Origin of the sequence: Sphingomonas sanguinis, from assembly GCF_019297835.1 — a bacterium.
GTDB lineage: Bacteria > Pseudomonadota > Alphaproteobacteria > Sphingomonadales > Sphingomonadaceae > Sphingomonas > Sphingomonas sanguinis_D.
Genome location: NZ_CP079203.1, coordinates 3,871,145 through 3,895,621 on the forward strand (window position 1 = coordinate 3,871,145; position 24,477 = coordinate 3,895,621).

At 67.7% G+C, this 24,477-nt stretch carries 27 protein-coding genes and 1 tRNA gene; 9 read left to right on the plus strand and 19 right to left on the minus strand.

Annotation, left to right across the window (positions count from 1 at the left end):
- Window positions 1–136: 136 nt before the first annotated feature.
- From KV697_RS17970 to KV697_RS18005, 8 genes are read right to left on the minus strand one after another with little or no spacing between them, the layout of a single operon-like run.
- Window positions 137–493, minus strand: coding sequence for a hypothetical protein (locus KV697_RS17970; protein ID WP_219019346.1), 357 nt, complete (start codon window positions 491–493; stop codon window positions 137–139).
- Entirely contained in the window at window positions 490–1,257 is a 768-nt protein-coding gene (locus KV697_RS17975; protein ID WP_219019347.1) for a HesA/MoeB/ThiF family protein, read from the minus strand. Before KV697_RS17975 ends, KV697_RS17970 begins: the two co-directional genes overlap by 4 nt.
- Complete coding sequence (locus KV697_RS17980) at window positions 1,254–1,697, minus strand: hypothetical protein (protein ID WP_219019348.1); 444 nt, start codon at window positions 1,695–1,697, stop codon at window positions 1,254–1,256. Before KV697_RS17980 ends, KV697_RS17975 begins: the two co-directional genes overlap by 4 nt.
- Window positions 1,694–2,143 carry a dUTP diphosphatase gene (gene dut, locus KV697_RS17985; RefSeq protein WP_219019349.1) on the minus strand — a complete coding sequence of 150 codons (450 nt, stop codon included), beginning with the start codon at window positions 2,141–2,143 and terminating at the stop codon, window positions 1,694–1,696. The genes KV697_RS17980 and dut overlap by 4 nt, the downstream gene beginning before the upstream one ends.
- A complete protein-coding gene (gene coaBC / locus KV697_RS17990; protein ID WP_219019350.1) occupies window positions 2,140–3,327 on the minus strand; it encodes a bifunctional phosphopantothenoylcysteine decarboxylase/phosphopantothenate--cysteine ligase CoaBC in 1,188 nt (395 codons plus the stop codon). Before coaBC ends, dut begins: the two co-directional genes overlap by 4 nt.
- Complete coding sequence (locus KV697_RS17995) at window positions 3,324–4,430, minus strand: hypothetical protein (RefSeq protein WP_219019351.1); 1,107 nt, start codon at window positions 4,428–4,430, stop codon at window positions 3,324–3,326. Before KV697_RS17995 ends, coaBC begins: the two co-directional genes overlap by 4 nt.
- Window positions 4,431–4,445: 15 nt before the next feature.
- Complete coding sequence (ubiB, locus tag KV697_RS18000; RefSeq protein ID WP_219019352.1) at window positions 4,446–5,981, minus strand: 2-polyprenylphenol 6-hydroxylase; 1,536 nt, start codon at window positions 5,979–5,981, stop codon at window positions 4,446–4,448.
- 28 nt (window positions 5,982–6,009) lie between these two features.
- Window positions 6,010–6,741 (minus strand): class I SAM-dependent methyltransferase, encoded by a 732-nt coding sequence (locus KV697_RS18005; RefSeq protein WP_219019353.1) that lies wholly within the window; start codon window positions 6,739–6,741, stop codon window positions 6,010–6,012.
- A 79-nt stretch (window positions 6,742–6,820) separates the two neighbouring features.
- Between KV697_RS18005 and mutM the strand changes: the two genes are divergently transcribed.
- From mutM to dnaA, 3 genes are all read left to right on the plus strand, one after another.
- Window positions 6,821–7,636: a bifunctional DNA-formamidopyrimidine glycosylase/DNA-(apurinic or apyrimidinic site) lyase gene (gene mutM, locus KV697_RS18010; protein ID WP_219019354.1), complete on the plus strand. Its 816-nt coding sequence runs from the start codon at window positions 6,821–6,823 to the stop codon at window positions 7,634–7,636.
- An 87-nt stretch (window positions 7,637–7,723) separates the two neighbouring features.
- Window positions 7,724–7,987, plus strand: coding sequence for a 30S ribosomal protein S20 (gene rpsT, locus KV697_RS18015; protein WP_219019355.1), 264 nt, complete (start codon window positions 7,724–7,726; stop codon window positions 7,985–7,987).
- Window positions 7,988–8,464: 477 nt separating this feature from the next.
- Window positions 8,465–10,006 (plus strand): chromosomal replication initiator protein DnaA, encoded by a 1,542-nt coding sequence (gene dnaA / locus KV697_RS18020; protein WP_219019356.1) that lies wholly within the window; start codon window positions 8,465–8,467, stop codon window positions 10,004–10,006.
- Between the two features lie 87 nt (window positions 10,007–10,093).
- Here the strand turns inward: dnaA and KV697_RS18025 are convergent, their stop codons facing one another.
- The 4 genes from KV697_RS18025 to secB are packed head-to-tail and all read right to left on the minus strand — an operon-like array spanning window position 10,094 to window position 13,785.
- Window positions 10,094–10,672: a hypothetical protein gene (locus KV697_RS18025; protein WP_219019357.1), complete on the minus strand. Its 579-nt coding sequence runs from the start codon at window positions 10,670–10,672 to the stop codon at window positions 10,094–10,096.
- Window positions 10,672–11,679, minus strand: coding sequence for a tryptophan--tRNA ligase (gene trpS, locus KV697_RS18030; RefSeq protein WP_219019358.1), 1,008 nt, complete (start codon window positions 11,677–11,679; stop codon window positions 10,672–10,674). The genes KV697_RS18025 and trpS overlap by 1 nt, the downstream gene beginning before the upstream one ends.
- An 8-nt stretch (window positions 11,680–11,687) precedes the next feature.
- Complete coding sequence (gene murJ / locus KV697_RS18035; RefSeq protein ID WP_219019359.1) at window positions 11,688–13,265, minus strand: murein biosynthesis integral membrane protein MurJ; 1,578 nt, start codon at window positions 13,263–13,265, stop codon at window positions 11,688–11,690.
- A 13-nt stretch (window positions 13,266–13,278) separates the two neighbouring features.
- Window positions 13,279–13,785: a protein-export chaperone SecB gene (gene secB / locus KV697_RS18040; protein WP_219019360.1), complete on the minus strand. Its 507-nt coding sequence runs from the start codon at window positions 13,783–13,785 to the stop codon at window positions 13,279–13,281.
- 488 nt (window positions 13,786–14,273) lie between these two features.
- On the opposite strand from secB, the gene KV697_RS18045 reads away from it, so the two are divergent.
- From KV697_RS18045 to KV697_RS18055, 3 genes are read left to right on the plus strand one after another with little or no spacing between them, the layout of a single operon-like run.
- A complete protein-coding gene (locus KV697_RS18045) occupies window positions 14,274–14,897 on the plus strand; it encodes a Tim44/TimA family putative adaptor protein (RefSeq protein WP_257575886.1) in 624 nt (207 codons plus the stop codon).
- A gap of 26 nt (window positions 14,898–14,923) precedes the next feature.
- Window positions 14,924–16,282 (plus strand): murein transglycosylase A, encoded by a 1,359-nt coding sequence (locus tag KV697_RS18050; RefSeq protein WP_257575428.1) that lies wholly within the window; start codon window positions 14,924–14,926, stop codon window positions 16,280–16,282.
- 25 nt (window positions 16,283–16,307) lie between these two features.
- The gene (locus KV697_RS18055; RefSeq protein ID WP_056429900.1) at window positions 16,308–16,835 is read left to right on the plus strand and encodes a Smr/MutS family protein; all 528 of its coding nucleotides are present in this window, start codon (window positions 16,308–16,310) and stop codon (window positions 16,833–16,835) included.
- Here KV697_RS18055 and dapE read toward each other — a convergent pair.
- Entirely contained in the window at window positions 16,813–17,928 is a 1,116-nt protein-coding gene (gene dapE / locus KV697_RS18060) for a succinyl-diaminopimelate desuccinylase (RefSeq protein WP_219019362.1), read from the minus strand. The two genes, KV697_RS18055 and dapE, sit on opposite strands and share 23 nt — an antisense overlap.
- A gap of 111 nt (window positions 17,929–18,039) precedes the next feature.
- Here dapE and KV697_RS18065 point away from each other — a divergent pair, with 111 nt between their 5' ends.
- Entirely contained in the window at window positions 18,040–18,210 is a 171-nt protein-coding gene (locus KV697_RS18065) for a hypothetical protein (RefSeq protein WP_219019363.1), read from the plus strand.
- A 115-nt stretch (window positions 18,211–18,325) separates the two neighbouring features.
- Here KV697_RS18065 and KV697_RS18070 read toward each other — a convergent pair whose 3' ends face one another.
- From KV697_RS18070 to rpmH, 6 genes are all read right to left on the minus strand, one after another.
- Window positions 18,326–18,988, minus strand: coding sequence for a glutathione S-transferase (locus tag KV697_RS18070; RefSeq protein WP_219019364.1), 663 nt, complete (start codon window positions 18,986–18,988; stop codon window positions 18,326–18,328).
- 99 nt (window positions 18,989–19,087) lie between these two features.
- On the minus strand, window positions 19,088–19,753 hold the full coding sequence (gene yihA / locus KV697_RS18075) for a ribosome biogenesis GTP-binding protein YihA/YsxC (protein ID WP_257575888.1): 666 nt from the start codon (window positions 19,751–19,753) through the stop codon (window positions 19,088–19,090).
- Window positions 19,754–19,758: 5 nt separating this feature from the next.
- The gene (gene yidC / locus KV697_RS18080; protein ID WP_219019365.1) at window positions 19,759–21,456 is read right to left on the minus strand and encodes a membrane protein insertase YidC; all 1,698 of its coding nucleotides are present in this window, start codon (window positions 21,454–21,456) and stop codon (window positions 19,759–19,761) included.
- 18 nt (window positions 21,457–21,474) lie between these two features.
- A complete protein-coding gene (gene yidD, locus KV697_RS18085; RefSeq protein WP_042490341.1) occupies window positions 21,475–21,687 on the minus strand; it encodes a membrane protein insertion efficiency factor YidD in 213 nt (70 codons plus the stop codon).
- Between the two features lie 2 nt (window positions 21,688–21,689).
- Entirely contained in the window at window positions 21,690–22,076 is a 387-nt protein-coding gene (gene rnpA / locus KV697_RS18090; protein WP_374011416.1) for a ribonuclease P protein component, read from the minus strand.
- Window positions 22,077–22,135: 59 nt separating this feature from the next.
- Window positions 22,136–22,270 (minus strand): 50S ribosomal protein L34, encoded by a 135-nt coding sequence (rpmH, locus tag KV697_RS18095; RefSeq protein WP_042490346.1) that lies wholly within the window; start codon window positions 22,268–22,270, stop codon window positions 22,136–22,138.
- Window positions 22,271–22,467: 197 nt separating this feature from the next.
- On the opposite strand from rpmH, the gene KV697_RS18100 reads away from it, so the two are divergent.
- Both KV697_RS18100 and KV697_RS18105 read left to right on the plus strand, forming a co-directional pair.
- Window positions 22,468–23,982 carry a YifB family Mg chelatase-like AAA ATPase gene (locus KV697_RS18100; RefSeq protein WP_219019366.1) on the plus strand — a complete coding sequence of 505 codons (1,515 nt, stop codon included), beginning with the start codon at window positions 22,468–22,470 and terminating at the stop codon, window positions 23,980–23,982.
- Between the two features lie 352 nt (window positions 23,983–24,334).
- Window positions 24,335–24,419: transfer RNA gene (locus KV697_RS18105), tRNA-Leu, on the plus strand.
- Window positions 24,420–24,477 lie beyond the last annotated feature (58 nt).

Consider the following 24,477-nt stretch of genomic DNA (forward strand, 5'->3'; position numbering starts at 1 on the left):
CCTGCAAGGGGAGGGGAACCAGCGAAGCTGGTGGAGGGGTGTAGCCGGTTGCGAGTGAGACCCGCTCTCACCGAGCGCGACACCCCTCCGTCAGGCCTTCGGCCTGCCACCTTCCCTGCGAGGGGAGGAATGAGCATTAATGCTTCTGCTTCTCACCCCGCCGCGCGAGCCAGCCGAAGGTCAGCAGGATCACCGTCGGACACAGCATCGTGTTCCAGATGTCGAACCAGCTGGCGGGCAGATTGCCTTCATCCGTGGCGTAGAAGGGCTGGAGCAGGTCATAGGCTTCGTTGATCGACTCGATGACCAGCACGGTCAGCCAGCACCGCCAGTCCCAGGGCTTGCGCCGCATGACCAGCGCCGACAGGGTCAGGATCGCCATCCCTGCATAGGCGTGCAGCGTGCTGTCGGGCAGGCCGGTGACTTGCCCGATCCAGCCCTTGTCTCCCGTCCAGTCGAACCAGCCGGGCGGCGGCGTCGGTCGCGCGCTCATGCCGCCACCGTCCGCGCATGGGCGCAGCGACAGCCGGGGTCCTTGGGCAGGGCGAGCGTACGGAAACGCATCGTCAGCATGTCCGCGATCAGGATGCTGCCCGCGCTGTCCCGCCCGAACGGTGCGGCGGCGCGTAGAGCTTCCAGTGCGGCGAGGCTGCCCATCACCCCCGTCACCGGCCCCAGCACACCGTCATCGGCGCAGGTCAGCCCGGCCTCGTCGGCCGCATCGCCGACGAAGCAGCGATAACAGGGTTTGTCGGCTTCCCAGCCGCGATAAACCGCCAACTGCCCCTCGAACTGCCCGACCGCCGCCGAGACGAGGGGCACTCGCTGTGCCAGCGCGGCATCGGCCACCGCCAGCCGGGTCGTGAAATTGTCGCAACCGTCCAGCACAACGTCGGCGCCTTCGATCAGCGCGGCGGCATTGTCCGGGGTCACGCGCGTCCGGTGCGTCGTGACCGCGACATGCGGGTTCAGCCGCGCGACATGGGCGGCGGCGGCCTCGACCTTGGGCGTGCCACGATCGTCGGTGGTGAAGATGGTCTGGCGTTGCAGGTTGGACGGCTCGACCACATCGTCGTCGATCAGCACCAGCGATCCGATGCCCGCCGCCGCCAGATACTGGATGGCGGGGGAGCCGATGCCGCCCGCGCCGATCACCGCGACCTTGGCCTGTTTCAGTTTCAGCTGCCCGCCGCCGCCGAACTCGCGGAGGACTATGTGGCGGGCGTAACGGGCAAGTTCGTCGTCGCTCAGGATCATCCCGGCCCCGTACCCGGCCAGGTATAGGTGATGACCGCCCGATACCAGCGATCGCCCGGGATCATGGTGCGGTGCGCCAGGTGGCGCACCATGCGCTGTGCCGCGCCCGCGCTGAACTGTTCGACCGTCGGGCAGCCGATGGCCAGCGGCACCACGCTGTCGGCGTTGCCGTCGGCGCTGATCCGGATGGCGAGCGGCACGACCAGCACCATCTGCGCGTCGTCCTGCCGGGCGCGGGTGCAACGCCCCGCCGCCACTTCGTCACGAACGAAACGGACCATATCCGGTCCGGCAGGCGGCAGGGTGAGCACGCCCAGCGTCGACCAGTCATGCGGCGGCTCGGCCGTGCCGGGGGTGGTCAGCGGGGGCACCGGCGCCACTGGCGATGCCGGCGCGATCGCCTGAGCCGCAGCGGCGGCGAGGAGCAGCGCCGCGATCACCGCCCGGTCGATCCGAAGCCGCCATCACCCCGCTGTGTCGAGTCGAGTTCGTCGACTTCGGTTAGGGTGGCGCGCTGGACGGGGGCGGGGACGAGCTGGGCGATGCGCTCGCCGCGTACCACCTCGAACGGCTGGTCGCCCAGATTGGCGAGGATCACCTTCACCTCGCCGCGATAATCCTCGTCGATCGTGCCGGGCGTGTTGAGGCAGGTGATGCCGTGTTTCAGCGCCAGACCGGAACGCGGGCGCACCTGCACCTCATAACCCGGCGGGATCGCGATGGCGAAGCCGGTGGCGATAGCGGCGCGTTTGCCGGGCTCCAGCGTCAGCGTCTCGGCGGCGACCACGTCCATGCCCGCCGCGCCGGGGGTGGCATAGGCGGGCAGGGGAAGACCCTCGCCATGGGGCAAATATTTGATGGCAATGGAGATTGGTGCGGTCGTCATGACCGTGCTTGTAGCGCATCCGCGATACGTTGCGCGAGCCCCCTGGCCACCGCGTCCTTGCCCATCCGTTCCCAGCTCTCGACGCCATCGGCGGTGACGAGGTGGACGCGGTTCGCCTCGCCGCCGAACACGTCGCCCGATACGTCGTTGGCGACGATCCAGTCGGCGCGCTTGCGCAGGCGCTTGGCAACGGCATGATCGATGACATGCTCGGTCTCGGCCGCGAAGCCGACGACCAGCGCGGGGCGGTCGGGCGCGGCAGCCACGGTGGCGAGGATGTCGGGATTCTCGACCAGCGTCAGCGCAGGGGCGCCGCCGCCGTCCTTCTTCACCTTCTGTTCCGCCGCCTCCACCCGCCAGTCGGCGACGGCGGCGACCATCACGGCGGCATCGGCGGGCAGCGACCCGGTGACCGCCTGGGCCATGTCGCGTGCGGTTTCGACATTTACGCGGGTAACGCCCGCCGGGGTTGGCAGCGTCACCGGCCCGGCGACCAGCGTCACCCGCGCGCCCAAGGCCGCCAGCGCGCCCGCGACTGCAAAACCCTGTCGCCCCGAGGAGCGGTTGGCGATGTAGCGGACCGGATCGATCGGCTCATGGGTCGGACCCGCCGTCACCAGCACATGCCGTCCCGCCAGCGGGCGATGGCCGGGGGCGAGCTTCGCCTTGATCGCCGCCAGGATCGCGGGCGGCTCGGGCAGGCGGCCGGGACCGAACTCGCCGCACGCCATCGCGCCTTCTTCGGGATCCATCACTTCGACGCCATCGGCGCGCAGCTGCGCCACGTTGCGCTGGGTGGCGGGATGCAGCCACATGCGGACGTTCATTGCGGGCGCGACCAGCACCGGCGTATCGGTGGCGAGCAACAGGGTCGTCGCCAGATCATCGGCATGGCCGTTCGCCATGCGCGCGATCAGGTCGGCAGTGCCCGGCGCGACTACGACCAGATCGGCCTCGCGGCTGAGCTGGATATGCCCCATCTCCGCTTCGTCCTTCAGGTCCCAGAGCGTGGTGAAGACCTGATTTTCCGAGAGCGCGGCGAGCGTCATCGGCGTGACGAAATGGCTGCCCCCCTCGGTCAGGACGCAGCGGACGCTATGCCCGGCCTTGCGGAGCAGGCGGATCAGCTCGCAGCTCTTATAGGCGGCGATCCCGCCCCCGACGATCAACAGGACATGGCTCATCGCACGACTCGCGTCACGGTGATGCGTCGCCGGTCGCGCGCGGCGGCGATCAGCTCGCGAACCGCATCGGGGGCGAAAACGACGCCGAGGAACAATAGCGGGGCCACCACCAGCGCAAAGGCGAGTCCGCCGGTGATGAGGCCGAACAGCGCATAGGCGGCGAGCGTGATCCCCGCCCGGCGCGCCACGGGTTGCCGCCAATGCGCCCAGCCCAGCGCCGCGAGCAGCCCCAATGGTATGGCGATCACGACCGGCAACACCCCGACTCCGCTGGCCGAGGCGATGACCGCCAGCCATTCGCCCGGCGACTGGAACGCGATCGGCGAGGCGATCGCGGGGTCGATCGGGCCGACCATCGCGTTCAGTCGGTGGGCGTGCGCCGCGTAGAGGATCATTGCAAGCGCGGTCGCACCGATCCACCCGGTCGCCTCGCGCTCGGCCCCCGCGCGCCAGGCGAGAAACCCCATCAGCAGCGCATGGAGAAGCGCCACGGGGCTGAGGATCATCGCCGCCAGCCCCAGCGCGACCGCGGTCGGCATGGCATCGGGCCGCCGCTGCACCAGCGATAGCGCGATCAGTAGCGCGGCCCAGACCTCGGGCACCGATACCATCGCCCGGTCGAGCGCGGGATAAAGCCCGGCGACCAGCAGGACGATCGCCAAGGCGCGGGGACCCCGTCCCTCGAACAGTGGCCAGCAGCGCCGCGCCCAGCCCGCGACCACGGCGAGGCCCAGCAGGACGAGCAACACATGGTCGACCGGCGGCGGCAACAGGGAAAGCGTCACGGGAAGCGCGGGCAATGGCACCGCCAGCAGGACGGGGCGCAGCGGTCGTCCATTCTCACGCAGCGCATCGATCGCGGCCGAATAGAAATCCTGCCCGTGCCGCACATGGTCGAGGATCGCGGCCGAAACCGGGGGCAGGCGGTCCGAAACGGCATCGGGCTCGCCGCCGGTCAATAGCATAGCCGCGATCAGCACGATCAGCATCGCCAGCACCCCGATCGCGACGGGCGGCGCCATGCCCGACAACCGCCCCGGCTGGCTCAGCCAGAGCGGCCGCGACGTGCGGCGCGAGGGTAGGGAGGGCGCGCTGCCCGGCATGCCTACCCCAGCATCCTACCGAAGCACGGCGAAGGTGGCCGCGACCCCGGCGGCCGCCGACAGCATCGAGATCAGCGCATAGCGCCAGCCGCCGCCGATCCGCACGACCTCGATCTGCTTGAGCGGCGGGGCGGGCGGTTCGCCACCCGGCGCGGGGTAGCGCGCCTCGATCCGGCGGACCAATTCGGGCAGGCGGGCGAGCGTCTGCACATCCTCGATCAGACGGTCGGCGATCTTGGCCTCGGGGCCGAGTTCGGTCCTGATCCACTCGCGAACGAAGGGCGCGGCCGAGTCCCACAGGTTGATGTCGGGGTCCAGGCTGGTCGCCACGCCCTCGACCATCACCATGGTCTTTTGCAGCAGCAGCAGATGCGGCTGCGTCACCATGTCGAAGTCTCGAGTGATCGAGAACAGGCCGTCGAGCATCATGCCGATCGACATGTCCTTGACGGGAAGCCCCCGCATCGGCTCGCCCACCGCCCGCAGCGCGGTCGCGAACTCCGCGACATTGTGGTGGGCGGGCACATAGCCCGCCTCGAAATGGATCTCGGCGACGCGCTTATAGTTGCCGGTGATCAGGCCATAGAGGATCTCGGCCAGCCACACCCGCGCGCGCCGGTCGATCCGGCCCATGATGCCGAAGTCGATCGCGGCGATCTTGTTGCCGGGCAAGGCGAACAGATTGCCCTGGTGCATGTCGGCGTGGAAGAAGCCCTCGGCGATCGCCTGGCGCAGGAAAGCCCGCACCAGCGTCTGCGCCAGATGCGGCAGGTCATAGCCCGCCTCGACCAGCGCCTGTCGGTTGGACAGCTTGATCCCGTCGATCCACTCGACCGTCAGCACCTTGGCCGTCGAGCGCTGCCAGTCGATCTGCGGCACGACGAAATCGGGCTCGGCGGTCATCGCCTCGGCCAGTTCGGAGGCGCTCGCCGCCTCGCGCCGGAAGTTCAGCTCGCGCAGGGTCCAGCGGCGGAAATTCTCGACCGTCAGGCGCGGGCGCAGGCGCGCGGCCTCGCCGCTCATCCCCTCGACCTGGGCGGCGGCCCATTGATAGGTGTCGATGGCGCGGGCGAAGTCCTCCTCGACGCCGGGGCGCAGCACCTTGACCGCGACGGTGCGGCCATCGGTCGTGATCGCACGGTGGACCTGCGCGATGGACGCGGCACCGACCGGCACCTCCTCGATCGAAGAAAAGAAGTGCGAGGGCGGGCGACCCATGCTCGCTTCCATCGCGGCGCAGATCGTCGCGAAGGGGACGGGGGGCAGCTGGTCCTGAAGTCGCAACAGGTCGTGCGCGGCATCGTCGCCGACCAGATCAGGCCGAGTCGCCAGCGTCTGGCCCAGCTTGATCGCCGCCGGGCCGATCGCCTGGAACGCATCCGCATAGGCAGGCTTGGCGGGCACGCGCGCGCCGAAGCGGGCGACACGCGCCAGCCGCCGCACGGGCGCGGGCGTGTTGGGATCGCGCTCGATCCCCTGGAGCGCGCCATGCCGCGCCAGCGTCCGCCCCCATTTGAGCAGACGCCAGAGATGCACCACCGGCTGCGTCACAGGGCGAACCCGCCCAGACGTCCTCGCATCAAATCTTCCAGCCCGAATGGATCGCGACCAGGCCGCCCATGATCGGCTCGACCTTAGTCTCGACGAAACCTGCTTCGCGGATCATCCCCTCGAAGGTCGGCATGTCGGGGAAGCGGCGGATCGATTCGATCAGATAGCGATAGCTGTCGGCATCGCCCGCCAGCATCTGGCCCAGCTTGGGCACCAGCTTGTGCGAATAGGCGTCGTACACTTCCGAAAAGCCCGGCCAGACGGTGGTCGAGAATTCCAGGCAGAAGAACCGCCCGCCGCGCCGCAGCACCCGGTGCGCTTCCTTGAGCGCCGCCGGGATATCGGTGACGTTCCGGATGCCGAACGCGATCGTATAGGCGTCGAAGAACTTGTCGGGGAAGGTCAGCTGCTCGGCATTGGCCTCGGTCCAGACCAGCCCGTCGAGCCCGCGCTCCGCCGCGCGCTTCATGCCGACCTCCAGCATCGCCGGATTGATGTCGGCCACCGTGATGCTCGCGCCCGACTCGGCCAGGCGGAAGGCGATGTCGCCGGTGCCGCCCGCCATGTCGAGGATCTGGTCGGAGCTACGCGGCTTCACCCGGCGCACGAAGCGGTCCTTCCACAGCCGGTGCATGCCGCCCGACATGGCGTCGTTCATCAGGTCATATTTGGCGGCGACGTTGGTAAACACGCTGCCGACACGGGCGACCTTTTCGTCGCGGGGCACATCTTCATAGCCGAAGGAGACGGTATCGCTCATCGGCTTGCCCTAGCCCGACCTTGCTGGCGGGGCAAACGCTACCTAGCTGTTTGCCTAAGGAAACCCAGACAGAGAACCGATGCCCGAACTTCCCGAGGTCGAAACCACGGTCCGCGGCCTGACCCCGGTGCTGGCGGAGGCGCGGCTGACGCTGGTCGAGCCGCGCCGCCCCGACCTGCGCCATCCCTTTCCTGCGGACCTGCGCCAGCGGATGACGGGGGCGACGGTGACGTCGCTCGGCCGCCGCGCCAAATATGGCCTGATCGACACCGATCGCGGCGACACCATGGTCTTTCACCTCGGCATGTCGGGGCGCTGGCGGATCGATCCGGGCGAGCCGCAGCGCCACGACCATCTGCTGCTGGAAACCGATGCGGAACGGCGGCTGGCGCTGAACGATCCCCGGCGATTCGGCTTTGTCGACCTGTGGCCGACCGCCGAACTGGCCAGCTATCCGCCGTTCCTGGCGATGGGACCGGAGCCTTTAGGACCGGATTTCACCGCCGACTATCTGGCCCAGGCGCTGGAGGGGCGGGCGGCGCCCATCAAGGCGATGCTGCTCGACCAGCGGATCGTGGCGGGCCTGGGCAATATCTATGTGTGCGAGGCGCTGCACATGGCCCGGATCGCGCCGGGCCGCGCGGGCGGGCAGATATCCAAGGCGCGACTCGTCCGGCTGGTCGAGGCGATCCGGGCCGTGCTGGAGGCCGCGATCCTGGCGGGCGGCTCGTCCCTGCGCGATTATGTGCGGCCGGACGGCGAATTGGGCTATTTCTCGAAGGAGTGGCGGGTCTATGGCCGAGAGGGCGACGCCTGCGAATGCGGCGCGATCGTCCGGCGGCGAACCGATTCGGGGCGCTCGACTTTCTGGTGTGCGACCTGCCAGCGCAGTTGACGGGATGCCCGCCAGTCGGTAAGGGCGGCGGCTTCAAAGCTGGTGCGTCGCGCCGCTATCCCTTTTGATCGAGATTTAGAGGTTTTCATGGCGAACACGCCGCAGGCCAAAAAGCGTATCCGTCGCAACGAGCGTCGCGCCGTCATCAACGGCAACCGCGTCAGCCGCATCCGTACCTTCGTGAAGAAGGTCGAAGCCGCCCTGGCCGCCGGTGACAAGGAAAGCGCGACGGTCGCTCTGGCCGCGGCGCAGCCGGAAATGGCCCGTGGCGTCGCCAAGGGCGTGCTGCACAAGAACACCGTCGCGCGCAAGTTCTCGCGCCTGACGAAGCGTATCGCCGCACTGGCCTAAGCCTCTCGGTTTCGCGACGAATGAAACCCGCCGGGGGCGGTCCCCCGGCGGGTTTTTTCGTGCGCCTTTCATTCATTCATTAACGCTTTGCGGAACGTGATCCGTGGGAACAATCCCGCGTTTCGCGCAACGCCAGCTTTATCCGCGATTCGAGTGATTCGGGTTTCGGGCGGCTGTCGCGCGTCTTGGTTAATATCTAACGATTTCAACGGGTTGTGAGATAGTTGGACGGGTTTCTGCGGGCTTTTGCCTGTCAATCCGGTTTATTTCAGATTTATGGCCGGACATGGTCTTGATCGGACCCCGTCATCGCTCATAATCGGTTTCCCAGCGGCGGTGCTTCGTGCCCCGCGTCATGGACATAGCGAAGTGACAGACCGGGCCGAATCCGTTTGATTCGCCGATGGGCTACGTGTCGCCGAGTGGAACAGGGGCCCGACCGCCCATGATGGGGGTCGGCAAAAGTGGAGTGCGTGGGTGACGAATTGGCAGGCAACGCGACCGACGACGGACCAGGCTCGTGCCTGGGCGCGCGTCCGCGCGAACCTGCGCGAATCGGCCGGTGCCCGCCTGTTCGACCAGTGGCTCAAGCCCATGGAGCTGATCGAGGGTGACGAGCCCGACACGGTCCGTCTGGCGCTGCCCTCGGCCTTTGCGACCAACTGGGTGCGCAGCCATTATGCCGACCGCCTGCACCTGGAATTCAAGGCTGTGCTGCCCGAGATCCGCTCGGTCGTCATCGAGACCCGCGCGCCGAGCAAGGTCGCGCGGCTGACCAGCGTCGAGACGCTCGACGCTGCGCCCGCCCCGCGTCCCGTGGCGGCCGCGCCTCGTGCGGTCGAGTCGCAGCCGGTCGAGCAGGACGATCAGCCCTCGCTGTTCGGGGTCCCGGCCCCGGCCCCCGCCGCGACCCCGCGCCCGGCATCGCGGGCCAAGGCCGCGGCTCCTGCGCCTGTCGCCGCCGCCCCGGCCGCCGCGCTGCGCGTGCCCGCCGATCGGCCGCCGCTCGACCCGCGCCTGACCTTCGATCGCTTCGTGGTAGACTCGTCGAACCGCGTCGCGTTCAACGCCGCGCTCTCGCTTGCCGAGCCGGGGCCGCCGCGCTTCAGCCCGCTGTTCCTCCATGGCGGCACGGGGCAGGGCAAGACCCACCTGATGCACGCCATCGCGCATGCCTTTCTCGAGTCGCACCCGGAGGCGATCGTGCTGTGCATGTCGGCCGAGCGGTTCATGTTCGATTTCGTGGCCGCGATGCGTGCGCGGGATACGCACAGCTTCAAGTCGCGGCTGCGCTCCGCCGATCTGCTGCTGATTGACGATCTTCAGTTCATCGCGGGCAAGGATTCGACCCAGGAAGAATTCTTCCATACGGTCAACGAGCTGGTCGGAGCGGGCAAGCGGCTTGTCATCTCGGCCGACCGTTCGCCCCAGTCGCTGGACGGTGTCGAGCCGCGCATCATCGGCCGTCTGGGCGCGGGTCTGGTCGCCGACATCAAGGCGCCCGACCTGACGCTGCGCCGCACGATCCTGAACCGCAAGGTCGCCGATCTCCCCGAGATCCAGGTGCCGACCGATGTGCTGGATCTGCTGGCGTCACGGATTCGCGGCAATATCCGCGAGTTGGAAGGCGCGCTGAACCGAGTCGTCGCCTATGCGCAGCTGACCGGCGACAAGATCGACATGGAATTCGCCGTCGCCACGCTGGGCGAGGTGCTGCGGGGCGCGCAACGTCGGATCACCATCGACGAAATCCAGAAGCTGGTCAGCCGCCATTTCGAGCTGAAGCCGCTCGACCTGGTTTCGGCCCGCCGGGCGCGCGCGATTGCCCGCCCGCGCCAGATCGCCATGTACCTCGCCAAGCGCCTGACCACCCGCTCGCTGCCCGAGATCGGCCGCAAGTTCGGTGGGCGCGATCACTCGACGGTGATCTATGCGGTGCGCAAGATCGAGGAACTGCGCGATACCGACCGCGATATCGACAATGCGGTGCGGGTGTTGATGAAGGAACTGGAAGGCTGAGGTTCGTTTGGGTGAGGTCGGGGCGTGGCCTTCGACTTCGCTCAGGCTGAACGGCGGGAGGGAATGGGGTTCTATCCGAAACCCCGTTCAGCCTGAGCGAAGTCGAAGGCCAAGGGAATCCGTTCGGCCCAAATCCGCCATCACCCGCGTGAGCGGCAGTGTCCGATCATAGCGGATTACCCGATCCTCCACCTCCGCCAGCACCCGCAATATCCCCGGCCGCACCGCCCGTCGCCAGTGCCAGCAATAAAGCAAGAACTCTCGGTCCAGCTGTTCCGGGCATCCCGGTGCACTGTCGGGGCGCTGCTGCCCATGGTAGCGGGCCACGCGCCGCAGGACGCGCGGGATCGTGATGCGGCGGGGTAGGTCGAGAAGGATGATCCATTCGGCACGGGCGAGCCGGTCGGTGATTGCGGGGCCGTAATGCGCGCTGGAATAATTGCCGTCGATCACCCAGGCGGGCCGGGCAGCGAGGGCGGCCATGTCGGCGATGAAGTCTTCGCGCGGGCGAGCGGCCCAGCCGGGGCCATGGAACAGAGCATCGGCGTGCCACACGGGCAAATCCAACTGCTCGCCCAGCATACGGGCCAGGGTCGACTTGCCGCTGCCCGGTGGCCCCATCACCATGATCCGGCTGGGGACCTTGGTGACGGGGTGGGGGATCATCAGATCTGCAACCCCATGGTCCGCTGCACGTCGAGCAGCAGCGGGGCGGCCAGATCGCGGGCCTTTTCCGCACCGCGCTCCAGGATACGACCGACTTCGCCGCGATCGTCGAGCAGCTGGGTCAGCCGCTCGCGGATTGGACCCAGCTTGGCGACCGCCAGATCGGCCAGCTCGGGCTTGAACGCACCGAAGCCCTGGCCTGCGAACTGTGTCAGCACCTCGGCCGGATCGCGATCGGACAGCGCGGCGTAGATGGTGATGAGGTTGCGCGCCTCGGCCCGGCCTTCCAGCCCCTCCATCGTGTCGGGCAGGACGTCCGCGTCGGTCTTGGCCTTGCGGAATTTCTCGGCGATCTGGTCATCGGAGTCTATCAGCTTGACCAGCGACATTTCCGACGGATTGGACTTGGACATCTTCGACGCACCGTCGCGCAAGCTCATGATCCGCGGTGCCGCCTTGCTGATGAACGGCTCGGGCAGGGTGAAGAGCTCGCGGCCATAGTCGTTGTTGAATTTGGTCGCGATGTCGCGCGCCAGTTCCAGATGCTGCTTCTGGTCCTCTCCGACCGGCACATGCGTGGCGTTGTAGAGCAGCACGTCGGCGGCCATCAGCACGGGATAGTCGTACAGCCCGACGCTGGCGCCCTCGCGGTTCTTGCCCGCCTTGTCCTTGAACTGGGTCATGCGGTTCAGCCAGCCGACGCGCGCGACATTGTTCAGCAGCCAGCTCAGCTCGCTATGCTGCGGCACGCGGGTCTGATTGAACAGGATCGAGCGTTCGGGATCGATCCCGGCCGCGATCAGCGTTGCGGTCATCTCGATGGTGTTGGCCGCCATCGCCTCGGGCGCGATCCATTCGGTCAGGCCGTGCAGGTCGGCGATGAAGTACATCGTCTCGCCGCCTTTCGCCTGGATGTCGTCCTGCATCGCCACCCACTGCTTCACGGCGCCCAGATAATTGCCGAGATGAAGGTTGCCCGTGGGCTTGATGCCGGAAACGACGCGCATGATGGTCCTCAACTGTTGCGGCGAACGAGCCGCTTGATGTCTCCGAGACGGAAGGCGCCCGTCGCGAAGGTGGCGACCGCATAGACCAGCATCCCCGTCGCGACCAGTATGATGAGCGCGCCCCAGCGCTCGAGGTTGGTGCCCGTTACATAGGGCTGGAACCGCGCATTGAGCAGCGCCATCGCCCCGCCCATCAGGATCGCGGCGAGCAGCATCCGCCAGCTGCGGCGGCGCAGCTGTGCATCGGCCACGAAATGCCCGCGCCGCGCCAGCGTGCGATAGAGCAGCACGACATTGACCGTGGACGCGATGGCGGTCGCCAGCGGCGGCCCCATATGGCCCAGCCACCAGATAAAGATCAGGTTCAGCACCAGATTGACCAGCATCGACCAGGTCGCATAGCGCACCGGCGTCCGCGTGTCGGTGCGGGCATAATAGCCCGGCGTCAGCACCTTCACGAGGATGTAGCTGGGCAGCCCGATCGAAAAGGCGGCCAGCGCCTGCGCGGTATAATAGCTGTTGGTCGCGTTGAACTTGCCATGCTGGAACAGTGCCGCAACGATGGGCTGGCCGCAGACGACCAGCGCGACGGTGGCGGGCAGGGTGAGCAGCAGCGCCAGCTCCATGCCCCGGTTCTGCATCTCCATCGCCTCCACCTCCTTGCCCGCCCCCAGCAGGCGCGAGACGGTGGGGAGGAGGACGGTGCCGAGGCCAATGCCGATCAGCCCCAGCGGCAGCTGGTTCAGCCGGTCGGCGGCATAGATATAGGACACCGAGCCTTCGGGCAGGAAGCGGGCGGCGAGGGCGGTCGAGATGACGAGGTTGATCTGCACCGCGCCCGCCCCGGCGGCGGCGGGCAGGATCAGCTTCATCAGGCGCTTGACGTCGTCGTTGATGACCGGCCGCTTCAGCCGCAACCGGACGCCAGCGCGGCGGCACGCCCACCACAGCCAGACGAATTGCAGGATGCCTGCCACCGTCACCGCGATCGCCTGGTTGCGGGCGGTCGCCATCGGTTCGTGCGAGTGGAAGAACAGAAGGGCTACGATCAGCGTCAGGTTGAGCAGGATCGGCGCGGCCGCATTCACCCAGAAGCGGTGCAGCGAATTGAGGATGCCGCCCAAGAGCGACACCAGGCTGATGAACAGCAGATAGGGAAAGGTCAGCCGGTTGAGCAGGACGATATAGTCGAACTGCGCAGGCGTGCCCTTGCCGTAACCGAAGGTCTGGACCCAGGTGACGGGCCAGGCGGCCAGCTCGACGATCGCGGTCATGACGATCAGCACGGGCAGCAGGACCGAGAGCGCATTCTCGGCAAAGGCCAGGCCATGCGCCAAGCCCGAGCCCTCCGCCGCCTTGTCCCCCTCTGCCACCTTGCGGTTGAACATCGGGATGAAGGCGGCGGAAAAGGCGCCCTCCGCGAAGAGGGCGCGGAACATGTTGGGCAGGCGAAACGCGATCTGGAACGCGTCGGAGGCGAAGTTCGCGCCCACGAAGCGGAAGAACAGCGAGTCGCGAACCAGACCAAGCACGCGGCTGGCCAGAGTCAGCCCGCCGACCGAGCCCAGCGCCTTGGTCAGGTTCATCTGTCAGTCCGGATCAGGCGTGGCCGGTTTCCGGGGTGTTCGGCTGCGCACCTCCTTGCGCATCCGCCTGCTGCAGGTACAGCTGTGCGAAGTCGATCGGCTCCAGCATCAGGGGCGGGAAGCCGCCGTCGCGCACCGCATCGGCCAGCACGCGGCGGGCGAAGGGGAAGAGCAGGCGTGGCGCTTCACCCAGCATGAAGGGCTGGATCTGATCGGCGGGCACGTTGCGGAAGCCAAAGAGACCGGCATAGCTGAGGTCGACGATGAAGGCGGTCTTGCCCTCGGACTCGGCGCGAACCTCGATCTTCAGCGTCAGCTCATGGACTTCCTCGCCGACCTGCGCCGCCGAGATGTTGAACTGCACGTCGATGCCGGGCGCGGTCTGCGCCTGATAGATGGCGGGCGCGTTCGGGTTCTCGAACGACAGGTCCTTCACATATTGCGAGATCATACCGGCGGCGGGGCCGGCATCGTCGCCGTTCGGCGCTTCAAAGCCCTGCGGCAAACCCTGTTCGTCCATCGTCGCTACCTTCTTGCGTAAGATCAAAGGGGGTAGGGTCTATACCCAATCAGGACGGGGATCGTGATCGCCCGCTGGGAGGCGCTGGCAAGGAGCGCGGCGCGGCAGGTAGCAGCGCTACCTGCAAGCAAGCGACGCCGACCAGCGCCTTCCAGCGGGCGACCGCCAAAGCGGCGGGCCGATTTTGGCCCAGGGCGACGTCGCTCGTCGGTCACGATGCGATTGCATCGCTCCGCTCCTCGCTTCTTGCCCTGAACCAAAATCGGCTCCGTCACGACCCCGTCCTGATTGAGTATAGACCCTTAAGGGACCGAAACGGCATGTTCACGCGTTCGGCCATATGGCCGTTGCGCGTAGCAGCGGGTCGGCATGGTTTCAACCTTGCCCTCTTCGTCGGGAGGCCGGGTTTTCATTGTCGGCTGCTGCGCCTATATCGGTCACGATAGTGAAAGGCGCCTGTGTTGTTATTCTACGTCGTTCTTCTCGCGATGGTCGCGCTCTTCCTCGCACTGCGGCTCTATAGCGTGCTGGGCAAGCGCACCGGCCATGAACAACAGCCGCTGGCGCGCAGCGCCGACGACCGGTCGCTGCCCGTCACGCTGCCCCGCGCGACCGAGGCGGCGCAGGCGTCCGCGCCCGTCGCCAACCGCAACATCGATCCGCGCGCCGAGCAGGGCCTGCGCGCGGTGATCGCGGGCGAGTCCGGTTTCGACGTGGCGCAGTTCCTGAACGGCGCACAGGCCGCCTATCGCATGACGCTGGAAGCCTTTTGGAAGGGTGACGAGGACGCGCTCGCCGATCTGGTCGAGCGCGATGTGCTGGCCGCCTTTGCCGAGGCGATCGAGCAGCGGCGCGAGGCGGGCCAGACGCTCGACAACCGCCTGATCCGGGTCGAGAGCGCGAAGATCGTCGATGCGCAGGTCGAGGGTCGCGAGGCGCGCATCACCGTGCGCTTCGACGCCGACATCGCCGCCGTGACGCGCGATGCCGAGGGCCATGTGATCGCCGGTTCGCTGAGCGATGCGGTCGAGACGCACGATGTCTGGACCTTCGCCCGAACGCTGAAGAGTGGCGATCCGAACTGGAAGCTCGTCGACACTGACGAAGCCTGATCCGGTCTGACGGGGGAGTGTCTGCGATGAGGGGGTATCGCGTCGCGGCCATGGTCGCGCTTTCGGTCAGCCTGTCGGCCTGCGCCGGGCGGATCGTTCCGCCGGGCACGTCGGCGCCCTATCCGTCGCGCGGCGAAGCGCAGCCCCAGCCCAGACCGCAACCGCGCCCCCGGCCGGGCGGTTCCTCGGTGCAGCCGAGCGGCCCCAGCGTTTCGCGCGTGCCCGATGGTCCGGTGCGGATCATCGCCGCCACGCCGCTGCCCGCCACCCCCGTCGTGACCGTTCCCGGTGCGGTGACGGCGGCGCAGGCCGGTGTGCTGGCCGGTCCGCCGGTCGCCTCGCTGCCGATCACCGAGCCGCAGGCGGAAGCCGCGCGGGCCGCATTCCTCCTGTCCTGCCCCGGCCTGATGCGGCGCACCGATGCCAGCGGGCTGACCCAGGGCGCCGACTGGCAATCCGCTTGCCAGGCCGCCGCCAGCGTACCCCGTGGCGGCGCCCGCGACTTCTTCGCCCGCTATTTCGAGGCGGTGCAGGTCGGCGACGGCCGCTCGCTCGCGACCGGCTATTACGAGCCCGAGATTGCGGGTTCGCGCGACCGGCGCTCGGGCTATGAGGTGCCGATCTATGCCCGGCCGCGCGACCTGATCGATGTCGATCTGGGTGCCTTCACGACCGACCTGAAGGGCAAGAAAATACGCGGCAAGGTGCAGGGCACCAACCTCGTCCCCTATGACGACCGGACCGCGATCGAGCAGGGATCGCTGGAGGGGCGTGCGCCGATTCTCGCCTGGGGGGCGGACCCGGTCGAGGTATTCTTCCTTCAGATTCAGGGTTCGGGGCGGCTGAGGCTGCCCGATGGCGAGATCATGCGGATCGGCTATGATACGCAGAATGGCCGCGACTATACCGGCATCGGCGCGCTGATGAAGGCGCGCGGGCTGCTGGGGCCGGGCCAGACCTCGATGCAAGGGATCGTCGCCTGGCTGCACGACCACCCCGAGGAAGGCCGCGCGATCATGCGCGAGAATAAAAGCTTCGTCTTTTTCCGCGAATTGAACGGCGCGCCGCAGGGGGCGATGGGCTATGCGGTGACGGGGCAGGTCAGCGCGGCCGCGGACCCCAAATTCGTGCCGCTGGGCGCGCCGGTGTTCCTGTCGATGGACCGGCAGGATGCGACTGGCCTGTGGGTGGCGCAGGATACGGGCGGCGCGATCAAGGGATCGAACCGCTTCGATACCTTCTGGGGCGCGGGCGATACGGCGCGAGCGGTTGCGGGCGGCATGTCGGCACGGGGCACGGCCTTCCTGCTGCTGCCGGTCGGGACGCTGGCACGCGCCGGGATTACGGCTCCTGTCGGGACGGTCGGTGCGATCCCTCAACCCTGACGAGGCGCATCTCTGGGCGCGGGTGATGGAAACGGTGCGTCCCTTACGCGCCGCCATCGTGCCCGCCCGACCCGCGCCGCCGCCGCCGACCATGGAGGCGGTGTTCCAGGAAACGCCCGGCGCGCCCAAGGTACGGGTGAAGGGCCGCGTGCCGCCGTTGCGCCAGCCCGCAGCGCCTCCGCCTGCGCCGAAGAAGGGGCCGGGCGAGACGCTGGATGGCGGCTGGGACAAGCGCCTGTCGCGGGGCAGCGTCATGCCCGACAGTTCGCTCGACCTGCATGGCCATACGCTGGCGTCGGCACATGCGTTGCTCGACCAGGGGCTGGGCCGGGCGATCGCGCGCGGCGACCGGGTGTTGCTGCTGGTGACGGGCAAGCCGCCGCGTCCCGAAAGCGAGCGTCCCCATGCGCGCGGTGCGATCCGTGCGGCGATCAGCGACTGGCTGGGCGCCTCGCGCCATGCCGATTCGATCGCGGCGATCCGGGGTGCCCATCCGCGGCATGGCGGGCAGGGCGCGCTCTATATCGTCTTCAGGCGCCCGCGCGAGCGATGACGCCGGCATAGATGCGGGTCAGCGCGTGGAGGTCCTCGACCGCGACCGCCTCGTCGACCTTGTGCATCGTAGCGTTGAGCAACCCGAACTCGACGGTCGGGCACAGCTTCGACAGGAAACGCGCGTCCGAGGTGCCGCCGGTGGTCGACAGCTCCGGCTCGATCCCCGTCTCGGCGCGAATGGCGTCGGCGATCATGGCGGAGAAGGGGCCCGGCTGCGTCAGGAACGCCTCGCCCGAGATGCGGCCAGTGACCTGGGCGGCGGGGGCGTGGCTCTGCGCGATGGCTGTGATCCGCTCGACCAGCGCCGCGCCGCTCTGTTCGTCGTTGAAGCGGATCGACAGGCGCGCCTGCGCTGCGCCCGGAATGACGTTGGTCGCGGGGTTGCCGACATGCAGGTCGGTAACCTCGATATTGGACGGCTGGAACCAGGCATTGCCAGTGTCGAGCGTCACGCCTTCGATGTCGGCCAGCATCGCGATCAGCGGGGTGATCGGATTGTCGGCCAGATGCGGATAGGCGACATGCCCCTGCCGCCCCGGGACGGTGATCCAGATGTTGACCGAGCCGCGCCGCCCGATCTTCATCATGTCGCCCAGCCGCTGCGCCGAGGTCGGCTCGCCGACCAGACAGAGGTCGGGGGCCACCCCAAGTTCCGCCATCCGGTCGATCAGTGCACGGGTGCCGTAGATCGCGGGGCCTTCCTCGTCGCCGGTGATGATGAGCGACAGGGGGATGGTCGGCTCGGCAGGGATCGCGGCGACGAAGGCGGCGACCGCGCCCTTCATGTCCACCGCGCCGCGCCCGAAGAGCAGACCGTCGCGCACCTCACCGGAAAAGGGCGAACCCTGCCAGCCGTCACCGGCGGGCACGACATCGACATGGCCCGCAAAGGCCAGATGCGTGCCCGTTCCGCCGCGCGTGGCCAACAAATTCTCGACCGGACCGTCAGGCTCCTCGCCGACCGTGAAGCGATCCACGGCGAAGCCCAGCGGCACCAGCGCGGCCTCCAGCACGTCGAACACGGAGCCACGCGCGGGCGTGACGCTGTCTGCCCGGATCAGGGCCTGGGCAAGGGGGAGGGCGTCGGTCATGCCGCGCGGCATAGGCAGCGCGCGCGCGGACGGCAATCATGCGATTGACGACGCTTACGGAGCCGATGCGTTGCGACATCGTTCCTGCCCAAGAGTAACAGGAGCGATGCGATGAACGATCCCGATCATAATGGCCACAAGGCCGGAAAGCGGCTGCTGCTCTGGTTGCTGATCGCGCTGGGGATTGCGGGGGTGCTGCTCTACACCTTCACGTCGCGGGTCGCGGAACCGGCGGCCGACCAGCGGGCGCCGTTGAACGACGTTCCCCCGGCTGCTCGGTAACGCGGGCGGGGGCGGGGCGTGGCCTTCGACTTCGCTCAGGCTGAACGGAGGTTGTAGAGGGTAATCTCCCTAACGCCGTTCAGCCTGAGCGAAGTCGAAGGCCACGCTGAGACCCTTACCCCACCGGCTGCTCGAACCGTTCGATCACCCATTCCTCTTCCTGCGCGGCGGCGATCCAGTCCTGCATGAAGGGATGGCGCAGCACCGCGTCCATATAGGGCACGGCAAAGCGCGCGACGGGCAGCTGGTAGGTCACGATCCGCGTCACCACCGGCGCGAACATGATGTCCGCCGCGCCGAACGCGCCGAACAGGAAATCGCCGCCACCGCCGAAGCGCGCCCGTGCCTGCGCCCACAACTCCATCATCCGCTTCAGGTCGACGATCACATCGTCATCGGGCGTCTGGGCGGGATAGACCTGGCGGATGTTCATGCTGTGCTTGCGGCGAAGCGCTACGAAGCTGGAATGCATCTCCGCCGCCATCGACCGGGCCATGGCCCGCGCGGCCTCGTCGGCGGGCCAGAAGCGGTCGCGCCCGACCTTGTCCGCCAGGAAGTCGATGATCGCCAGGCTGTCCCAGACCACCGCTTCGCCGTCCCACAGGATCGGCACCTTGCCCGACGACGGCGCGAATTCGGCCCCCTCGCGCCGCTTGTCCCAGTCCGCGTCGTAGAGCGGGACGACCACCTCTTCGAACGGCAGGCCGGATTGGCGACATGCGAGCCAGCCGCGCAGCGACCAGGAGGAATAGGCCTTGTTGCCGATGATGAGCTTCATGGGCCAAGGGGTAACGGCCCCGTCCGGCCGCCGCAACCTAACAAAAAAAGGCCCGTCCGGGGAACCGGACGGGCCTTTCCCGATCGCCGTCGCAACCGCTCAGCCGATGGCTTCGAGCACCGCTGCGCGCAGTTCGGGGATGCCCATGCCGCCTTCGCTCGACGTGGCGAGAATGTCGGGATGGGCAGCGGCGCGCTTGCGCGCCTCGATCTCGGTGCGCGCGACGACATCGGCCAGTTCGGTCGCCTTCACCTTGTCCGCCTTGGTCAGGACGATACGATAGCTGACCGCCGCGCGGTCCAGCATCTCCAGGATCTCACGATCCACTTCCTTGATCCCGTGGCGCGAGTCGATCAGCACCAGCGCGCGCTTCAGCGCCTGCCGTCCGCGCAGGAAGTCGTTCACCAGGAAACGCCACTGCTTGACCATGTCCTTGGGCGCCTTGGCAAAACCATAGCCCGGCATGTCGACGAGGCGCAGCGTCGGTGGCGTGCCGACGTCGAAGAAGTTCAGCTCCTGTGTCCGCCCCGGGGTGTTCGAGGTGCGCGCCAGATTGTTGCGGTTGGTCAGCGCATTGAGCAGCGACGACTTGCCGACGTTCGACCGCCCCGCCACCGCGACTTCCGGCACGATCGGATCGGGCAGGAATTTCAGCGCGGGCGCGGACTTCAGGAAGGTGACCGGCCCGGCAAACAGCTTGCGCGCCGACTCGACCAGCTCCTCCGAGAAGCCTTTCGGCGTCTCGGAGGGGGCAGGGATGGGCAACTCGCTCACTTGGCGACCGGCTGCTTCAGGCCCGGATGACGGGCGTAGAGCAGGCGCTGCTGGAGGATCGAGATGCAGTTGGTCGTGATCCAGTAGACCTGCAGGCCGACCGCGAACGGGGCCATCACGAACATCAGCACCCAGGGCAGGATCGCAAAGACCTGCTTCTGCGCATCGTCCATCGGCTGCGGGTTCATCTTGAACTGGAAGTACATCGAGATGCCCAGCAGGATCGGCACGACGCCGATCGCGATGAAGTGCGGCGGGACGAAGGGCAGCAGGCCGAACAGGTTGACCGGGGTCAGCGGATCGGGCGCGGACAGATCCTTGATCCACAGCACGAAATGCTGGTGACGCATTTCGATCGTCAGCATCAGCACCTTGTAGAGCGAATAGAAGATCGGGATCTGGATCAGGGTCGGCAGGCAGCCCGCCAGCGGATTGACCTTCTCCTGCTTGTAGAGGGCCATGACCTCCTGCTGCATCCGGACCTTGTCGTCCTTATAGCGTTCCTGCAGCGCCTTCATCTTGGGCTGCACCGCGCGCATCGCCGCCATCGAGGCGAATTGGCGCTGCGCGATCGGGAACATCAGCGCGCGGATCGTGACGGTCAGCAGGATGATCGCGACGCCGAAATTGCCGACCAGGCGGAACAGCCAGTCGAGATAATAGAAGATCGGCTTTTCGAGGACGCGCAGATAACCCCAGTCCAGCGCGTAATCGAGCTTCGTCGCGCCTTCCTTGTCGGTATAACGGTCGAGCAGCGCCACTTCCTTGGCGCCCGCGAAGAAGCGGGTGGTCTGGGTCAGCTGCTTGCCCGGTGCCAGCGTTTGCGGCTGCACCGTGTCGTCGGCCTGATAGGTCTGGCCCGCGCCCGCACGGAACTGGCCGTCGAACGCCTTGGCCTGATCGGGGATCAGCGCGGTCAGCCAGTATTTGTCGGTGAAGCCCAGCCAGCCGCCGGTGGTCGTGAAGCGGGTCGGCGTCTTGTCCACGTCCTTCCAGTTCGGGCCGTAATTGGCCGAGCCGTTATTGACCGACATCGGGCCGACATGGATCGTCCAGGTGTCCGGATCGGCCGAGATGCCGCGATTGACATAGCCGTAAGCCGCGACCGGCACGGCCGCGTTGCCGCCGTTCGCCACCGTCTGCTGGACGGTGAACATGTAATCCTTGTCGACCGAGAGGACGATGCGGAACTGCTGGCCGGTGGCGTTGGCGGCGGTCAGCGTGACCGGCTGGCCTGGGCGCAGCACGGGGGCGCTGGCAGTCCAGACGGCGTCGGCGGCGGGCGGGGTCAGCCCGTCGGTGCGCCAGCCGAAGCCTGCGAAATACGCGCCCTCGGTTCCGGCAGGCGACAGCAGGCGGATCGGCGGCGAATTCTTGTCGACCGTCTGCTTATAGTCGAGCAGGACGAGATCGTCGATCCGCGCGCCCTTCAGATTGATCGAGCCCTTCAGGCGCGGCGTGTCGATCGCCACGCGCGGGGTTTCGGCCAGCACGACCTTACGGTCGCGAATCGCGGTGGGCGTCGTGGCGGTCGGGTTGGCGGTGGAGTTAACCACCGGCACCTGCTTGCCGCCCTCGATCTTGGTCGCGGGCGGATTGCTCGGGAAGAACTTGCTCTGGATGAGCGGCCATCCGAACAGGATCAGCGCCGCGATCACCGCGAACACGACGAAATTCTTGCGGTCTTGGTTCACGTGGAAACCCCGTTAGTGTCAGGGGACCGGGTCGGGTCCGTGCCCGCCCCAGGGATGGCACCGCGCAATGCGCTTGAGCGCCAACCAGCCCCCTTTTACCGCGCCATAGCGGCCAATGGCCTGTATTGCATAGGCCGAACAGGAGGGTTGATAGCGACAAGTGGGCGGCAGGATCAGCGAAGGGCCGAGTTGCCAGCCCCGCGCGATCAGGATCAAGGCCCGCGCGAACAGGGTCACGCGGGCTCTTGGGTCGATGGTGTGGGCTGGCGGTGCGCGCCGCCGCGCGGGCTGCGCCCCTTGCCACGGCCATGATGCACGCGCGGTTCGCGGGGACGGTCATGGCCACCGGTATCGGGCGAGGCGGCGCGGGTCAGCGCCTTGGCCAGCTCGGCGGTGAGCGCCTGATAGTCGCGCTCAATCCCACCTTGCCGTCCGATCAGGACATGATCGGCGCCCGCTATGCCCTTTTCCGGCAACAGATCGCGCGCGAGCGCCCGCAACCGGCGTTTCATCCGGTTGCGAACGACCGCGTTTCCGATCTTCTTGGTGACGGTGAAGCCGACGCGAATCGCCGCATCACCGTCATCCCGCGGGCGAACCTGCAGCACGAAGCCGGGCATCGCCACGCGTCGCCCGCCATTGGCCGCGAGGAAATCGCGGCGGCGGGTCAGCGTCGTGATTACGCCGACAGCTTCTTGCGGCCGCGTGCACGACGCGCGCGGATCACGGCACGGCCGCCCGGCGTGGCCATCCGCGAACGGAAGCCGTGACGGCGAGCGCGCACCAGATTGCTCGGCTGAAAGGTACGCTTCATCGTTCATTCCTTGGATACGTCTGAATAAAAACGGCCGCCACGAGGACGGCCTTGGTGGCAAGTCGCTTACGCAAAGCGGGCTTCCAAGTCAATCCGCTCTACGCGTCGGCCATATGCCTTATCGCCCCTTGCGGCCGGGCGACATCCTTTGCAGGAAGCATCGGCGGGCAGGGGAGAGCCTGCACAGGGGGTATTGTATGGCGACGATCGTGTCCACGGTGGCCTATCTGGGGCTGGAGGCGCGTGCCGTCGAGGTGCAGGTCCAGCTGATCGCCGGGCTGCCGGCCTTCAATCTGGTCGGGCTGGCGGACAAGGCGGTGGGCGAGAGCAGGGAACGGGTGCGCGCCGCGATCGCCGCGATGGGCCTGGCCTTGCCACCCAAGCGGATCGCCGTGAACTTGTCGCCCGCCGACCTGCCTAAGGAGGGATCGCATTTCGACCTGCCCATCGCGCTCGCGCTGCTGGCGGCGATGGGCGTGGTCGATGCCGAGTTGCTAGCCGATCATGTCGTCGTCGGCGAACTGGCCTTGGACGGGCGGATCGGGCCGTCACCGGGCGTGCTGCTGGCGGCGATCCATGCCGGATCGGTCGACAAGGGGCTGATCTGTCCCGCCGCGCAAGGCGCCGAGGCGAGCTGGGCGGGCGGCGGCGCGGTGATCGCCGCGCCCGACCTGCTCTCGCTCATCAACCATTTGAAGGGCCATTCGGTGCTGCCCCCGTCCGAAGCCGGGCTGGTCGAGGAGGGCGTCCCCGGCCCCGACCTGTCCCAGGTCAAGGGCCAGGAAAATGCCCGCCGCGCGTTGGAGATCGCGGCGGCGGGCGGGCATAACCTGTTGATGAGCGGGCCTCCGGGATCGGGCAAGTCGCTGATGGCGGCCTGCCTTCCCGGAATTCTGCCCCCGCTCGACGCGGCCGAGGCGCTGGAAGTCTCGATGGTCCAGTCCGTTGCCGGGACCCTGGCCGGGGGACGGCTGACCAGAACCCGGCCGTTCCGCGCGCCGCATCACTCGGCCTCGATGGCGGCGCTGACCGGCGGCGGGCTGAAGGCCAAGCCGGGCGAGGTGAGTCTGGCGCATCTGGGCGTCCTGTTCCTCGACGAATTGCCCGAATTCCAGCGCGCCGTACTCGATTCGCTGCGCCAGCCGCTGGAGACGGGCACGGTCAGCATCGCGCGGGCCAATGCGCATGTGACCTTCCCGGCGCGGGTGCAGCTGGTCGCGGCGATGAACCCGTGCCGCTGCGGTCATCTGGGCGACGCCGCGCTCGCCTGTGCCCGCGCGCCGCGTTGTGCGGCGGACTATCAGGCGAAGATTTCCGGGCCGCTGCTCGACCGGATCGATCTGTCGGTGGAGGTGCAGCCGGTTCGCGCGGTCGATCTCTTCTCACCCGCCGCCGCCGAATCGTCCGCGACGGTCGCTGCACGCGTGGCGGCGGCGCGGGTGCTGCAAACCGAACGCTATCGCGATGCCGCCGTGACGGTGCGCACCAATGCCGAGGCGGACGGGCAGTGGCTGGAACGCTTCGCCACCCCGGACGAGCCGGGCCGTGCCCTGCTGGTCGAGGCGGCGGAGCGGATGCGCCTGACCGCGCGGGGCTATACCCGTGTCCTGCGGGTCGCGCGGACCATCGCCGATCTGGCGGGCGCGGTTCATGTCGGGCGTATCCATGTCGCCGAAGCGCTGAGCTATCGCCAGCGACCGCCGGTGAATTGAGGCGCAGGGACATGTTCGCAATTAAGGATGAATGGCATGCCGAGCCGATCGGCGAGTACGCTAGCAGGGGTGAGGCGGTGGCTGAGCTTCGCCGACTGGCGGCGCTTCCCTGGGATGAGTCGCCCAACAAATGTCCGTGCAGAAGCTGGCGCAGCTGTGGCCGTCGCTACCATCTGATCCAATATGACAGCGATTGGAGGTCGCTGGGTGATGAGGCGCTTCTGGACGTGTCGGCCAAAGAAACGGTCTGGCTCCGCGCGCCATAGCGACGCGGTCGCACTACGATTGCTCCTGATCCCGGCAATCGGCGCTTGCGTGATGCGTCACCCTCGTCTAGCAGCGCCACTTCGCTGCCCCTGTGGCGAAATTGGTAGACGCATTCGACTCAAAATCGAACGCCGCAAGGCATGCTGGTTCGAGTCCGGCCAGGGGCACCATTTCCGGTCAAGACCGGGCACCATGGTCATCGCGGCATCGCTGCGCGGCGCCATCGCA

Excerpts from the sequence above, each read along its gene's own strand:
- KV697_RS18070 (WP_219019364.1), bottom strand. The coding sequence starts at position 18,988 with ATGAAGCTCATCATCGGCAACAAGGCCTATTCCTCCTGGTCGCTGCGC.
- secB (WP_219019360.1), bottom strand. The coding sequence starts at position 13,785 with ATGGACGAACAGGGTTTGCCGCAGGGCTTTGAAGCGCCGAACGGCGAC.
- KV697_RS17970 (WP_219019346.1), bottom strand. The coding sequence starts at position 493 with ATGAGCGCGCGACCGACGCCGCCGCCCGGCTGGTTCGACTGGACGGGA.
- KV697_RS18025 (WP_219019357.1), bottom strand. The coding sequence starts at position 10,672 with ATGATCCCCCACCCCGTCACCAAGGTCCCCAGCCGGATCATGGTGATG.
- trpS (WP_219019358.1), bottom strand. The coding sequence starts at position 11,679 with ATGCGCGTCGTTTCCGGCATCAAGCCCACGGGCAACCTTCATCTCGGC.
- dut (WP_219019349.1), bottom strand. The coding sequence starts at position 2,143 with ATGACGACCGCACCAATCTCCATTGCCATCAAATATTTGCCCCATGGC.
- coaBC (WP_219019350.1), bottom strand. The coding sequence starts at position 3,327 with ATGAGCCATGTCCTGTTGATCGTCGGGGGCGGGATCGCCGCCTATAAG.
- rnpA (WP_374011416.1), bottom strand. The coding sequence starts at position 22,076 with ATGCCCGGCTTCGTGCTGCAGGTTCGCCCGCGGGATGACGGTGATGCG.
- KV697_RS18050 (WP_257575428.1), top strand. The coding sequence starts at position 14,924 with ATGAGGGGGTATCGCGTCGCGGCCATGGTCGCGCTTTCGGTCAGCCTG.
- rpsT (WP_219019355.1), top strand. The coding sequence starts at position 7,724 with ATGGCGAACACGCCGCAGGCCAAAAAGCGTATCCGTCGCAACGAGCGT.
- KV697_RS17975 (WP_219019347.1), bottom strand. The coding sequence starts at position 1,257 with ATGATCCTGAGCGACGACGAACTTGCCCGTTACGCCCGCCACATAGTC.
- KV697_RS18045 (WP_257575886.1), top strand. The coding sequence starts at position 14,274 with ATGGTCGCGCTCTTCCTCGCACTGCGGCTCTATAGCGTGCTGGGCAAG.
- KV697_RS18005 (WP_219019353.1), bottom strand. The coding sequence starts at position 6,741 with ATGAGCGATACCGTCTCCTTCGGCTATGAAGATGTGCCCCGCGACGAA.
- KV697_RS18100 (WP_219019366.1), top strand. The coding sequence starts at position 22,468 with ATGGCGACGATCGTGTCCACGGTGGCCTATCTGGGGCTGGAGGCGCGT.
- dapE (WP_219019362.1), bottom strand. The coding sequence starts at position 17,928 with ATGACCGACGCCCTCCCCCTTGCCCAGGCCCTGATCCGGGCAGACAGC.
- rpmH (WP_042490346.1), bottom strand. The coding sequence starts at position 22,270 with ATGAAGCGTACCTTTCAGCCGAGCAATCTGGTGCGCGCTCGCCGTCAC.
- mutM (WP_219019354.1), top strand. The coding sequence starts at position 6,821 with ATGCCCGAACTTCCCGAGGTCGAAACCACGGTCCGCGGCCTGACCCCG.
- KV697_RS17995 (WP_219019351.1), bottom strand. The coding sequence starts at position 4,430 with ATGCCGGGCAGCGCGCCCTCCCTACCCTCGCGCCGCACGTCGCGGCCG.
- KV697_RS18055 (WP_056429900.1), top strand. The coding sequence starts at position 16,308 with ATGGAAACGGTGCGTCCCTTACGCGCCGCCATCGTGCCCGCCCGACCC.
- KV697_RS18065 (WP_219019363.1), top strand. The coding sequence starts at position 18,040 with ATGAACGATCCCGATCATAATGGCCACAAGGCCGGAAAGCGGCTGCTG.
- murJ (WP_219019359.1), bottom strand. The coding sequence starts at position 13,265 with ATGAACCTGACCAAGGCGCTGGGCTCGGTCGGCGGGCTGACTCTGGCC.